Here is a 12,545-nt window from a genome sequence, read left to right as displayed (position 1 = left end):
CGTCACGCGACCGGGCGCGGCGGAGTCGTCCCGCCCACCGTGGCCCGCCCCGCCCCGCCCCGCCGCGGCGCGCGGCGCCGCCGTCACCCGCGCAGCTGCTCGGCGATCGCCGCCGCGGTCGTGCGGCCGAGGCGGATCGCGCCATCCACGTGCTGGTAGCCCTCGGGCGCGAAGTCGCTGCACGACCAGTGGATGGGGCCCACCGGCGTGGTCTGGTGCGCGCCGTAGCGGCTGAGCCCGCCCAGGTCGTAGCTCGCGGCGTAGGCGCCGCGCGTCCACTCCTCGGCCGCCCAGTCCGACTCGAAGTAGACCTCGGGGCTGAGCGCCTCGGGGCCGTAGTAGTCGGCGAGCGAGGCGAGGATGCGCGCCTTGCGCTCCTCGGCCGGCAGCGAGAACACGTCGTCGGCCTTCTGGTCGCTGACGAAGCCGACGAGGGTGCCGCGCGGGTCGCCGTCGTAGCTGTTGTCGTAGGCCTCGTGCACGATCCGGTAAGGGCTGAACGCGGTGCCCGAGAGCCCCTGCTCGCGCCAGAACGGCGTCGCGTAGACGGCGTGCACCTTGATGACGAGGCCGAGCGAGAGGTGCTGGTGCGCCTGCTGCACGAGACGCGGCAGCGCGGGCTGGAAGTCGATGCGCTCGAACAGGTTCGGCGGCAGCGCGACGATCGCGCGCCGGGCGGCGACCTCGATCCCGCCGTCGGCGTAAGCCACGACACCCTGGATCGGCGTGCCGTCAGCACCCGAGGCATCCGCCCCGCCCGTCCACTCGAGTCGACGCACCGCGGCGTTCAGGATGACGTCGTCGCCGAGACGCTCGGCGAGCTTGAGCGGAACCTGCTGCAGCCCGCCGACGACGCGCTTGTCGAGGATGAAGTCGGCATCCACCAGGTGGCTGAAGCTCCCGGCCGAGGCGGCCATGAGCAGCGCCTGCAGCAGCGAGAAGGCGTGCGAGGGCTTGGTCAGCATCGCCTCGGCGATGTACAGGGCGATGTTGTCGCGCGCCTCGACGTCGTCGGTCTGTTCGCTGAGCCACTGCTTCCACGACACCTGGTCGTACTCGGCGGCGCGCGGGTGATCCCACGGGGCGGCCGGGTCGACCTCGGCCACGAGGCCGTCGAGCAGCGCGATGAGGCGCTCGATCTCGGCGGCGGTCTCGGGGGCGACCGGGAAGATCTCGCCGGTGAAGCGCGTGCGGGTGCCGTCGGCGGCGACGTAGACGCTGTCGCCCTCGCGGTAGCGCGAGTAGGTCTCGAGGCCGAGCTCGGCGAGGGTGTCGATCAGCGCGTCCTGGTCGGGCGAGACCCACTGGCCGCCGATCTCGAGGGTCGCGCCGTCGATCTCGCGGGTCCAGAGTCGGCCGCCGACGCGGTCGCGGGCCTCGAGCACGACCACGCTGTGGCCGGCGTCGCGCAGCGCGTTCGCGGCGGTGAGGCCGGATGCTCCGGCGCCGATGATCACGACGTCGCGCTCGATGCGGTTCGCGCTGGCCATGTGGGTTCCTCCGGAGGGTGGATGCGGCCGCCGGCTCGAGCGCGCGGAGCGGCTCGAGCGAGCAGTCAGGACGTGGACGGGACCGCGCGACCGGACGGGGACACGGCCGCGCTCAGCGTCGATTCTGACTCATTCCGTCGCCATATCCAAGTTTGACTGCGAAATGAGCACTGAAAGCTTGCAAACTGATGCGGAATCAGTGGCCGGTGGCTCCACCGTATCGATCGCCGCCGACATCCTGGACCCACGCCTCGATGTCGGTGGCCCGGCGTAGCCTGCCCGCATGTGCGGGCGCTTCGCGATGGACAAGGAGACGAACGACCTCATCGAGGAGTTCGTGCTCGACGGCAATGACTTCCGCGACTGGTCGGTGTCGTACTCGATCGCGCCGACCGAGGCGATCCCGGTGGTGCGCGAGCGCGCGCACAGCGACGGCCAGGTCACCCGCACGGTCGAGCAGGCCGCGTGGGACTTCCATCCCTCGTTCATCACGAACCACACCCGGCCCCAGTTCAACGCCCGCATCGAGACCGTCGCGACGAACGGCATGTGGAAGGGCGCCTTCGCCGCGCACCGCGTGATCGTGCCGATGCGCGGCTACTACGAGTGGACCGGCGAGAAGAACGCGAAGACGCCCTGGTTCATCCACGCCGGTGCCGAGCCGGGCACGGATGCGAGCGCGCCCCTGCTCGCCGCAGCCGGCCTCTGCACGGTGCGCAAGGTCGACGGCGAATGGCAGCTCTCAGCCGCGATCATCACCCGCGAGGCCCGCGACGCGAGCGGCGAAGTGCACGACCGCATGCCCGCCTTCGTCACGCCCGAGCTGCGCGACGAGTGGCTGAGCCCCGCCAAGCTCACGGCCGGCGCCGAGACCGAGGCCCTGGTGGATGCGCTGCTCGCCTCGAGCGAGCAGGTCGCCGGCACCGTGCGCACCCACGAGGTCGACCGTCGCGTCAACAACTCGCGTGCCGTCGACCCGGCCGACCGCACGCTCATCGACCCCGCCTGACGCGGCCACCGGTCGCCGCCCGCCGCCCGCCGCCGCACGCATCCGCCCGGCAGGACGTGACGTCTACTCTGGAAGCGCGACGCGATCACGCAGCGTCGCGCACGACCCGGGGAGCAGCACAGGCATGATCGACGCGACCGTGGTCGGCGCTGGACCGAACGGCCTCGCCGCCGCCGTCACCCTGGCCGCGGCGGGTCTCGAGGTGCAGCTGATCGAGCGCGCCGGCCGCGTCGGAGGCGGCATGTCGTCGGCCGAGCTGACCCTGCCCGGCTTCGTGCACGACGTCTGCTCGGCCGTGCATCCGGGCGCGCTGGCGTCGCCGTTCTTCCGGGCCTGGGGGCTCGAGCACCGCGTGCCGCTCGCGATCCCCGACGCGTCGTACGCGCATCCGCTCGACGGCCGCGACGCCGCGATCGCCTACCTCGACCTCGACCGCACGGTCGACGAGCTCGGCCCCGACGGACCCGGATGGCGACGCTTCGTCGAACCTCTCGTCGAGCACTTCGCCGGTGTGCAGGCGCTGACCGGCGGACCGCTGCTGCGCTGGCCGAGCGACCCGACCGCGGCGCGGCTGTTCGGCACGCGCGCGCTGCGTCTCGCGGCCTTCGGCGGCGTGGATGCGCAGGGTCGCGGCGCGACGCCCGGTCGCCTCGGCTTCGCGACCGAGGCCGGCGCGGCCCTCTCGGCGGGAACCGCCGCTCACACGGTCGCCCGACTGAACACGCTCGGCGCCGCCGGCGCCGGCCTGCTGCTCGCCGCCTTCGGGCACACGGTCGGCTATCCGGTTCCGATCGGCGGCTCGCAGGCGATCGCCGACGCTCTCGCCGCCGACTTCACGGAGCGCGGCGGCACGATCCGTCTCGGCGAGCACGTCGCGAGCCCCGCCGACATCGAGCCGAGCCGCGTCACGATCCTCGACACGAGCCCCGAGTTCCTCGCGTCGTACGCGGGCGAGAAGCTGCCGGCGGGCTATCGCCGCGCGCTCGGCCGCTACCGCCGCGGCGACGGCGTCGCGAAGATCGACTTCGCGACGAGCGCGCCGATCCCCTGGGCGGACGCGCGGGTCGGCGCCGCCCCGACCGTGCACCTGGGCGGAACCCGCACCGAGATCGCGGCGGCCGAGGCCGAGGTGGCGGCCGGCCGCATCCCCTCGAACCCCTATGTGCTGCTGACCCAGCCGACCGTGATCGACCCCTCGCGCGCGCCCGAGGGCCAGCACACGGTGTGGGCCTACACGCACGTGCCGGCGGGGTCGGATGCCGACCTCACCGAGACGATCACGGCGCAGATCGAGCGCTTCGCCCCGGGATTCCGCGACACGATCCTCGCCAGCGCGCACCGCTCGGCGGCGCAGCTCGCGCTCGAGAACCCGAACGATCCGGGCGGCGAGATGATGGGCGGCGCCGTGACGGTGCCGCAGCTGATCGCGCGGCCCGTGCTATCGCGCGCGCCGTGGCGCACCCCGGTCGCGGGGCTCTACCTCGGCTCAGCGGCGACCCCGCCCGGTCCGTCGACGCACGGGATGAACGGCTGGTACGCCGCCGCGACCGCCCTGCGCGACCATTTCGGCATCCGCACGGCGCCGTTCAGCGCCTGAGCGCCGGGAGCGCGGGGAACCGCTCAGGCGACCGCGGCGGTCGCGCGCTCGAGATCGACGAACATCTCCGCGTTGTGACGGAAGGCGCGCTCGACCTCGGCGATCACGCGATCCTTCTCGGCCTCGTCCCACGGGGCGGCGTCGAGCTGCGCACGGTAGGTGTCTTTGAAGAGCTTCGGCTTGGCGATCTCGGTGAAGATGTAGAAGCCGACGCCGTTCGTGTCGAAGCCGAACTGGCGCTGCAGCAGCGTGCGGATCGCTTGCCCGCCCGACAGGTCGCCGAGGTAGCGCGTGTAGTGGTGGGCGACGAATCCGCCGGCCCACTGCGCCATCTCGTGGATGCGCAGCACGTAGCGCTGCGTCGCCGCGAGCGGCACGAGCGTCTCGCGCCAGCCGGGCGCGAGGAAGTCGAGGTCGGCCTCGATCGCGGGCAGGCGGGTGAGCTTGCTGTCGACGAAGGACGCCGCGACCGGGTCGCCGCGCAGACCCTCGGCGACGTGCTCGAGCGCCTGGTAGACGAAGTACTGCTGCCCGACGAGCGCGACGTAGTCGTCGCGGGTGCGCTTGCCCTCGACGAGCTCGGCGATGAAGGCCGAGCCCTCGGTCTCGCGATGCACGGCACGCGTGCGGTCGCGGATGGCGTCGGAGAAGAGGATGACGTCGGACATCGCCCGGAGCCTTTCGGGAGGCCGCAGAAGCGGTGGTGGATGCGCCGGCCGGACTGTCGACGCGGGTCGCCGCGACCGGGGCCGCAGCGCTGAGCCGAGGCTACCCCAGGTTCGCCACCTTAAGTTAGCCTTACCTTGCTTAGGGTGCCCTCACTTCATCCGGGCTCCCCTCGAATCGCTACGGATCGTCATGTCTCGCCCCATCCCCCGCACCCGCCGCGCGCCCCTCCTCGCGGGCGCCGCGCTCGCCCTGCTCGCCCTCGCCGGCTGCTCCGCCGCATCCGGCTCGACCGCCGACGCCGGCGCCGCCACGCCGAAGCTCAGCACGGTGAAGACCCTCGCCGACCCGAAGAGCTGGCAGGGCCCGAGCACGGCGAAGATCAGCCAGGAGCCGGTCGAGCCGATCACGACCGGCGCGCAGAAGCTGCCCGTGAAGCTGACCGACACGCAGGGCGAGAAGGTCACGGTGAAGAACACCGACCGCATCCTCGCGCTCGACATCTACGGCTCGATCTCGCGCGTCACCTTCGAACTCGGCTTGGGCGACAAGATCGTCGGCCGCGACATCTCGAGCGGCTTCGCCGAGATCCAGGACCGCCCGCTCGTCACCCACAACGGCCACGACCTCAACGCCGAGGCGATCCTCGCGCTGAACCCGACGCTGATCATCACCGACACGAGCCTCGGCCCGTGGGACACGATCCTGCAGATGCGGGATGCCGGCGTCACCGTCGTCACCGTCGCCTCCTCGCGCTCGCTCGAGAAGTCGGGCGAGCTGGTCGGACAGATCGCGACGGCGCTCGGCGTGCCGCAGCGCGGCGAGGTGCTGAGCAAGCGCATCGACGCGAGCGTCGCGAAGACCGAGGCGCAGATCGCGAAAGTCGCGCCGAGCGACCCGGCGCAGAAGCTGCGCGTCGTCTTCCTCTACGTGCGCGGGCAGGCCGGCGTGTACTACATGTTCGGCACCGGATCGGGAGCCGACGACCTCGTGACCGCCCTCGGCGGCGTGGATGTGGCGGGCGAGATCGGCTGGAGCGGCATGCGTCCGCTGACCGACGAGGGGCTCGTCGCGGCCCGGCCCGACGTGATCCTCATGATGACGAAGGGACTCGAGTCGGTCGACGGCGTCGATGGGCTGCTCGAGAAGGTGCCCGCCCTGCAGCAGACGCCCGCCGGGCAGAACAAGCGGGTCGTCGACATGAGCGACACCGAGATCCTCAGCTTCGGCCCCGACAGCTCGCGCGTGCTCGACGCCCTCGCCGTGGCGCTCTACGCGCCGAAGGCGGCCGGGTCGGCGACGGCCGAGAAGGTCGCGGGAGCGAGCGGCTCGGCGGGTTCGGGCTCGTGACGCGGGTCGACCCCGCTCCCTCAGCTGCGGCGCCTCCGGGCCGGGAACCGGCATCCGGCTCGGACGGCGTCGCGTCCACGGCGGCTCCGTCGCCGGGCTCGGGGGATGCGCCCCTCGGGCCCGGCGGCGGAGTCGCGGCATCCGCACCTGGCCCCAAGCCTGGTCCCGTCGACCCGTCACCCGCACCCGCACCCGCACCCGCGATGCCCTCCGCTGCGACGAAGCCGCACCGCGCCCGGCGCGTCAGCATCACGCTCGTCGGCCTCGCCGCGGCGCTCCTGATCGCGGCGCTCGTCTCGGCCGCGACCGGTCAGCTGCCCATCCCGGTCGCGCAGATCCTCGCCTCCCTCGCGACGCACCTCAACGAGGCTCTCGCGGGTCTCGGCACCCCCGACTGGCTCCGTCTTCCCGTGGCGACGACGCCGCCGACGCAGCTCGTCGATGCGACGCTGTGGGCCATCCGCCTCCCGCGCGTGGTGCTGGCGATGGCGGTCGGCGCGGCGCTGTCGATCGGCGGACTCGTGATGCAGGGCACCTTCCGCAACCCGCTCGCCGAGCCCGGCGTGGTCGGCGTCTCGTCGGGGGCGGCCCTCGCGGCGAGCGCGGCGATCGTGTTCGGCATCGACGGCCTCGGCATCTTCACCGCCCCAGCGCTCGCCTTCGCGGGCGGGCTCGTCACGAGCCTGCTCGTCTATGTGACGGCACGCTCGGGCGGACGCACCGAGGTCGTCACGCTCGTGCTCACCGGCATCGCGATCAACGCTGTCGCGGGTGCCGGCATCGCCCTCATGACCTTCCTCGCCGACACGCAGCAGCGCGAGCAGATCGTGTTCTGGCAGCTCGGCTCGCTCAACGGATCTCGCTGGCAGGACGTGCTGGTGGTGCTGCCGATCGCCGCCATCGGCATCGTCGGGGCGGCCCTGCTCGCTCGTCGTCTCGACCTGCTCGCCCTCGGCGAGCGCCAGGCCCGGCACCTGGGCGTGGATGTCGAGCGCACCCGCATCGTCGCGATCGTCGTCGTCGCGGTACTGACCGCGGCGGCCGTCGCGCTGTGCGGCATCATCTCCTTCGTCGGGCTCGTCGTGCCGCACCTCATGCGCATGCTGCTCGGCCCCGCGCACCGCGCCCTCGTGCCGAGCTGCGCGCTCGGCGGCGCCGTGCTGCTGCTCGTGGCCGACACGGTCGCGCGCACCGCGGTGCCCTACGCCGACCTGCCGATCGGGATGCTGACCGCGATCGTCGGCGGACCGTTCTTCTTCTGGCTGCTGCGCCGCGCGCGCCGCCGCTCGGGCGGGTGGGCGTGATGGATGCGGTGAATGCGGTGAATGCGGTGAGCCAGTCGCGCACTCCGCCCCGAATGCGCGCCCGCGGCATCGTCGTGCGCCGCGGCGGCCGCCCCGTGCTCGACGGCGTCGACCTCGAGCTGCGCGCCGGCGAGGTGATCGCGCTGGTCGGGCCGAACGGCGCCGGCAAGTCGACCCTGCTGCACGTGCTCGCCGGCGACCTCGTTCCCGACGCCGGCGAGATCCAGCTCGGCGGCATCCCGCTGCGCTCGCTCAAGCCCGCCGCGGCGGCCCGCCGCCGCTCGGTGCTGACGCAGTCGAACGAGGTGTCGTTCCCGTTCACGGTCGACGAGGTGGTGCGGATGGGCCGAGCGCCCTGGACCGGCGCCGACGAGAGCGCGCACGACGCGGCCGAGGTCGAGGCCGCGATCGACGTCGCCGAGCTGCGGGCGCTGCGCGAGCGACGGATGCCGCAGCTCTCCGGCGGCGAGCGCGCCCGCGCCGCCTCGGCCCGAGTGCGTGCCCAGGCGACCACGATCACGCTGCTCGACGAGCCGACCGCGAGCCTCGACATCCGCCACCAGGAGCGTCTGCTCGCCGATGTGCGCGCCCGCGCGGCTGCCGGTGCGAGCGCCGTCGTCGTGCTGCACGACCTCGACCTCGCCGCCGCCTGGGCGCATCGCGTCGCCGTGCTGGCCGAGGGCCGCATCCAGGCGCTCGACGTGCCGCACCGTGCGCTCGATGCCGTGCTGCTGAGTCGGGTGTACCGGCATCCTATCGCCGTGCATCCGGACCCGCTGGATGCGACGCGGCTCGTGATCCGGCCCGACCGACGGGCCGCGGCCGGTGCCGCACCCGCGGCGCCCGCCGCCCCTCCCGCGTCGTCCCCCGCCCCGCTTCCCGAGGAGGCCTTCCATGTCTGAGTCGTTCCGCCCCGCCGCGCCGCGCGCCCTGCGCCGCCTCGCGGCACTCCTCGGCGCGACCGCCGTCGGCGCCGCCCTCGCCCTGGCGCCCGCGACCGCGGCGAGCGCCGCCCCGCGCGTGACCGTGACCGGCGCGAACGGCCAGGCCGCGACCGCCGACCCCGACTACGCGACCTCGGTGACCGTGAAGGGCAGCGGATTCCAGACCATCCAGGGCGGCTTCGGCGGCATCTACGTGCTGTTCGGCTGGGTCGACGACCCGAAGGGCGGCACCTGGAAGCCGAGCAAGGGCGGGGTGGTCGGCGAGGACTTCCGCTACGTGCCCGACAGCGAGGCGAAGGACAACGCCGGGTTCCAGCGCTTCGTGTCGTTCCCGGGCAGCGACACCGAGTCGGCGGCGCAGGCGATCATGCAATCCGACGGCAGCTGGAGCGTCGGCATGACCCTGCCCTCGGCCGTGTTCGAGAGCCACGACCGCGCCAACAAGGTCATCGAGGTCGACTGCCGCAAGGTCACCTGCGGCGTGCTGACGATCGGCGCCCACGGCGTGAAGAACGCCAACAACGAGAGCTTCACGCCGGTGTCGTTCGTCGCTCCGGGGGCCTCCGGCACGGGGGCGGGCGCGAGCGGTGCTGCCGGCGCCGGGGCTGCTGCCGAGGGTGCGGATGCCGCTGCCGCCGGCCCGGCCGAACCGGCCCGCGTCGGCCTCCAGTCGTCGACCGTCGCGGCGGGCGACGCGCTCGTCTTCACGGCGCAGGGCTTCACGGCCGGCGAGCAGGTCGTCGCGGTGCTGGATGACGGCGTCGCCGCCGTCGGCCCCCTCACCGCCGGCGCGACCGGCGAGGTCGCGGGTGTGCTGTCGATCCCGCGCACGATCCGCGCCGGAACTCACGCGCTCACCCTCACCGGCGCCGGCTCGGGCCAGACGGCCGACGTCGAGCTGAAGGTCACCGCCGCGAGCGGTGCAGCCGGCGGGGCGGATGCGGCGGGCGCGCTCACGGCATCCAGCGCGGCCGAGCCGATGTGGCCCTACCTCGTGCTCGGGGCCGCGATCCTCGTCGCGCTCGTGCTGCTCACGCTCAGCGTCGTGACGACGATCCGCCGGGCGCGGCGCGCGCGGCGCGCCCAGGCCGAAGAGCGCGCGGCTGCCGAGGCCGTCGCGCCGGCCGGAATCGCGAACCCGGCCGCTGCGCCCGGTGAGGACTTGGCGTCCGCTGCGCCCGTCGGCGACGCGGCGTCGGGTGTCCCCGCTGCGCCCGCCGACGACCCGATCGCTCTGCTGCTCTCCCCCGCCGACCCCGAAGCGCCGACCGAGCGGCTGGAGGTGCGCCGATGACGAGCGCGACCTCGCAGCCGGCCGGCGCTCCCCACGGCGACGACGCCGGCGCCGCGCCGCGCATCCGGCTCGCCCGGCTCGCCCGCCCGACCCGCCGCGCGCGACTGCGGCAGGCGGCCCGTCTCGCCGCGGCCGTGATCCTGCTCGCGGCAGGAACGCTCGGACCGGCCGCGATGGCGACCGCAGCATCCGGCACCGGTGGCTCCAGCGGGTCCGACGACGGTAGCGGCTCGGTGAACGGCGGCGTGCAGATCGGCGTGACCGTGCCCGAGACCGGCCCGGGCGGAGGCGACGGTGGCACGGGCGGCGCCGGCACGATCGCGAACGCGCAGCTGCGCTGGGGCCTCAACCACGAATCCGGGTCGGGCGCGTTCTTCGGCGGCTGCAACTTCCTCAGCGCGGGTGCGACCGGCGACGCGGGCAGCGCGCACGTCTGGGCCGAGGGCGAGGGCCTCTACTCCGCGCAGAGCGGGGCGGTGCGCATCGAGCGCGCGTCCGGCGACGGCTGGGCGGCCGCATCCTTCGCCACCAAGTGCCTGGATGCAGCGGGCAAGGCCGTCACCGCCTCATCGACGAACTCGTACACCGCCAACCAGGTCGTCATCGACGGCGGCACCGGCGCGCTGACTGCGAGCGGGCTGAAGCTGAGCTGGAGCGGCGCCTTCACGGTCGCGTTCTACGGAGGCATGACCTACTGGACCGTCACCGATCCGCAGCTCGTGCTCGACGCGAACGGCGACGGCGCCCTCACCGGCACGGCGGGCGGCTGGGGCACCTCGATGGAAGACCAGACCAAGTGGGTGAAGCTGACCCCGCAGAAGATCACGCTCGCCCAGGTGCGCGGGGGCGCGATCCGGCAGGCGGGCGGCTTCGCGACGCTGCCGCAGTACCTCGGCGTGAGCGTCGACGGCGCCGGACAGGTCGGCCGGGATGCGACGAACTCGGCCTGGTGGGGGTCGTTCCCGAGCGACTTCGTGGCCTTCCAGAAGCTCACCGGACAGACCGGCTACTGGCTGACCACCGGCGGCCAGCGGGATGCGGCGAAGCCGGCGACCGAGATCGTCGTCAACTACGACGCGAGCGCGCCAGCCATCACGCCCGGCGTGAACGGGGGCACCGATGGGACGGCGGATGCTCCGCGCAACTCGACGGCACTGCGCCCGGGCGGGGCGGGTGCCGCGGCGGCGTCGGGAGCGGGCGGCCTCAGCGCGATCGGCGCACCGGCCGGCTCGATCACCTCGCCGGCGACCGTGATGCGGGACGACGGATCCGGACTCGTGCCGTCCGCATCCTCGGGCCTGTCGCCGCTCGTGCTGCCGCTGGGCGGCGCCGCGCTCGCGACTCTCGTGAGCGTGCTCGCGGGCCTGCACCTCGCCGGTCGGCTCCGCCTCCCCTGGCTGCCCTGACCGGCGATCCGACTCGGGCCGGCACCGAGGCCGGCGGACGGCTTTCGCAACTCAGGAGAACCGGGCGATCTCGCCGTCCAACTGGCCGAATCGGGCGTCGGATCCTGAATTACGTCGCAATGGATCCTGAATTGCGTCGGCGCTCCCCAGGGATCGCGGGTCGGCGGATCCGCGGGTCAGGGGATGACGACGCGCGACGCCGGGACGGGCGCCGCGTCATCCACCACAGTGACCCGGCGCCCCTCCCGACGCCGCGCGTCGGTTCGGGACGGCCTCAGCCGCGCGTCACCGCGGGTTCCTTCGCCTCGGCGCCGGTGTCGGTATCGGTGTCGGGGGACGCTCCGGAATCCGCATCCCCGGCCCCCTCTCCGAGGACCGGGGCCGGGGCCGGGGCCGGCGTCGCCGCAGCCGCACGGCGTCGCCGCAACCGCAGCACCACGAACACGACCGCCGCGGCCGCGAGAAGCAGCACCGCGAGCGGAATCACGGGCACCGCCGCGACGGTCGCCGACCGCGTGATCGCCGGCAGAACGGTCGCGCCGATGCCGACGCTCTCGGGCGCGAGGCGCACCTCGGCGGTGAGCACGAACAGCGCGGCGACGCCGGTGACCGTGCGTCGCACCTCGATCTGCGAGCCGGGCAGGATCTCGGGCAGCTGATCCGCCGTCGACGTCGCCCCGAGGCCGAGCGGACCGCCGAGCGTCACCAGGGCGCCCGCGGTCACGCGCACATTGCCGGTGTTCTTCACCGTGTAGGTCACGGTCGCGTCGCCGAGTGCGAGCGGGTTCAGTGCTCCGCCGAAGTCGAGCCGCGGCTCACCCAGCGCGATCGCCGGCTCGACCGCACCCGACACGCGCAGCTGCACGCGGCTGCCGAGGCGGCGATCCACCTGCACCGTCGCATCCCCGCCGGTGCTCAGCGAGGCGACGACGCCGGCCGGATGATCGCCCGGCTTCGCGCCGAGCGGCACCGTGACGGCGAAGGGCACGGTCGCCGACTGCCCGGGATCGAGCACGACGGAGGGCTGCGCGACGGCGATCCACGATCCGCCGTCGACCGACTTCTCGCCCGCCGCGAGCAGGTCGATGTTGCCCTCGCGCGTCGTGAAGGCGTCAGCCGCGTAGACGTCGAGGTCGAGCGTGATCGCGCCCGTGTTGGTGATCTGGATGGCGTCGTCGATCACCTCGCCCGGGTCGGCACTGTAGTCGAAGTTCGGGCGCGGCGAGCCGTCGGACGCCGGCACCGGCGCGACGCTCCAGCTCGGCCCGGCGGCGGCATCCGCTGTCGGAAGCGCGGATGCGCCGGGTCGACTGACTGCGGACGACACGGTCGCAGAAACGGGCGCAGCCGCGGACGCGGCCACCGCATCCAGCCCGACCGCACCTCCGACCACGACGAAGGCCGCCCCCAGAGCGAGAGCGGCGAGAAGACGAGGCGCGCGGCGGACGGCGGCGCGATGGGGGCTATGGGTCATGTGCGTGATCC

The 12,545-nt window shown here is 73.7% G+C and carries 10 protein-coding genes; 7 read left to right on the top strand and 3 right to left on the bottom strand.

Going from position 1 to position 12,545, the window contains the following annotated elements; genetic code table 11:
• Nucleotides 1–83: 83 nt before the first annotated feature.
• Nucleotides 84–1,490, bottom strand: a complete 1,407-nt coding sequence (locus BJ979_RS04950; protein WP_179565747.1) for a flavin monoamine oxidase family protein — start codon at nucleotides 1,488–1,490, stop codon at nucleotides 84–86.
• A 283-nt stretch (nucleotides 1,491–1,773) separates the two neighbouring features.
• On the opposite strand from BJ979_RS04950, the gene BJ979_RS04945 reads away from it, so the two are divergent.
• Complete coding sequence (locus BJ979_RS04945) at nucleotides 1,774–2,499, top strand: SOS response-associated peptidase (RefSeq protein WP_179565745.1); 726 nt, start codon at nucleotides 1,774–1,776, stop codon at nucleotides 2,497–2,499.
• A gap of 124 nt (nucleotides 2,500–2,623) precedes the next feature.
• Nucleotides 2,624–4,096 (top strand): phytoene desaturase family protein, encoded by a 1,473-nt coding sequence (locus BJ979_RS04940; RefSeq protein WP_179565743.1) that lies wholly within the window; start codon nucleotides 2,624–2,626, stop codon nucleotides 4,094–4,096.
• Between the two features lie 23 nt (nucleotides 4,097–4,119).
• On the opposite strand, the gene BJ979_RS04935 is transcribed toward BJ979_RS04940, so the two are convergent.
• The gene (locus tag BJ979_RS04935; RefSeq protein WP_179565741.1) at nucleotides 4,120–4,764 is read right to left on the bottom strand and encodes a biliverdin-producing heme oxygenase; all 645 of its coding nucleotides are present in this window, start codon (nucleotides 4,762–4,764) and stop codon (nucleotides 4,120–4,122) included.
• 190 nt (nucleotides 4,765–4,954) lie between these two features.
• Between BJ979_RS04935 and BJ979_RS04930 the strand changes: the two genes are divergently transcribed.
• From BJ979_RS04930 to BJ979_RS04910, 5 genes are all read left to right on the top strand, one after another.
• Complete coding sequence (locus tag BJ979_RS04930; protein ID WP_179565739.1) at nucleotides 4,955–6,112, top strand: heme/hemin ABC transporter substrate-binding protein; 1,158 nt, start codon at nucleotides 4,955–4,957, stop codon at nucleotides 6,110–6,112.
• Nucleotides 6,113–6,315: 203 nt separating this feature from the next.
• Complete coding sequence (locus BJ979_RS04925) at nucleotides 6,316–7,416, top strand: FecCD family ABC transporter permease (protein WP_179565737.1); 1,101 nt, start codon at nucleotides 6,316–6,318, stop codon at nucleotides 7,414–7,416.
• Nucleotides 7,417–7,442: 26 nt separating this feature from the next.
• Entirely contained in the window at nucleotides 7,443–8,318 is an 876-nt protein-coding gene (locus tag BJ979_RS04920; RefSeq protein ID WP_218853440.1) for a heme ABC transporter ATP-binding protein, read from the top strand.
• On the top strand, nucleotides 8,311–9,654 hold the full coding sequence (locus BJ979_RS04915) for a hypothetical protein (RefSeq protein ID WP_179565735.1): 1,344 nt from the start codon (nucleotides 8,311–8,313) through the stop codon (nucleotides 9,652–9,654). The genes BJ979_RS04920 and BJ979_RS04915 overlap by 8 nt, the downstream gene beginning before the upstream one ends.
• Nucleotides 9,651–11,060 (top strand): hypothetical protein, encoded by a 1,410-nt coding sequence (locus BJ979_RS04910; protein WP_179565733.1) that lies wholly within the window; start codon nucleotides 9,651–9,653, stop codon nucleotides 11,058–11,060. The genes BJ979_RS04915 and BJ979_RS04910 overlap by 4 nt, the downstream gene beginning before the upstream one ends.
• A gap of 274 nt (nucleotides 11,061–11,334) precedes the next feature.
• Here the strand turns inward: BJ979_RS04910 and BJ979_RS04905 are convergent, their stop codons facing one another.
• Nucleotides 11,335–12,534 (bottom strand): WxL protein peptidoglycan domain-containing protein, encoded by a 1,200-nt coding sequence (locus BJ979_RS04905; RefSeq protein ID WP_179565731.1) that lies wholly within the window; start codon nucleotides 12,532–12,534, stop codon nucleotides 11,335–11,337.
• Nucleotides 12,535–12,545 lie beyond the last annotated feature (11 nt).

It is taken from the genome of Schumannella luteola (genome assembly GCF_013408685.1).
In the GTDB taxonomy this organism is placed as follows: Bacteria; Actinomycetota; Actinomycetes; order Actinomycetales; family Microbacteriaceae; genus Schumannella; species Schumannella luteola.
The sequence above is the reverse complement of the archived record's forward strand: the minus strand, read 5'-3'. Positions and strand labels throughout refer to the sequence as shown.

What these genes read in the sequence shown, in the direction of transcription:
- BJ979_RS04950 (WP_179565747.1), bottom strand. Translation starts at nt 1,490, where the DNA reads ATGGCCAGCGCGAACCGCATCGAGCGCGACGTCGTGATCATCGGCGCC.
- BJ979_RS04945 (WP_179565745.1), top strand. Translation starts at nt 1,774, where the DNA reads ATGTGCGGGCGCTTCGCGATGGACAAGGAGACGAACGACCTCATCGAG.
- BJ979_RS04940 (WP_179565743.1), top strand. Translation starts at nt 2,624, where the DNA reads ATGATCGACGCGACCGTGGTCGGCGCTGGACCGAACGGCCTCGCCGCC.
- BJ979_RS04935 (WP_179565741.1), bottom strand. Translation starts at nt 4,764, where the DNA reads ATGTCCGACGTCATCCTCTTCTCCGACGCCATCCGCGACCGCACGCGT.
- BJ979_RS04930 (WP_179565739.1), top strand. Translation starts at nt 4,955, where the DNA reads ATGTCTCGCCCCATCCCCCGCACCCGCCGCGCGCCCCTCCTCGCGGGC.
- BJ979_RS04925 (WP_179565737.1), top strand. Translation starts at nt 6,316, where the DNA reads ATGCCCTCCGCTGCGACGAAGCCGCACCGCGCCCGGCGCGTCAGCATC.
- BJ979_RS04915 (WP_179565735.1), top strand. Translation starts at nt 8,311, where the DNA reads ATGTCTGAGTCGTTCCGCCCCGCCGCGCCGCGCGCCCTGCGCCGCCTC.
- BJ979_RS04910 (WP_179565733.1), top strand. Translation starts at nt 9,651, where the DNA reads ATGACGAGCGCGACCTCGCAGCCGGCCGGCGCTCCCCACGGCGACGAC.
- BJ979_RS04905 (WP_179565731.1), bottom strand. Translation starts at nt 12,534, where the DNA reads ATGACCCATAGCCCCCATCGCGCCGCCGTCCGCCGCGCGCCTCGTCTT.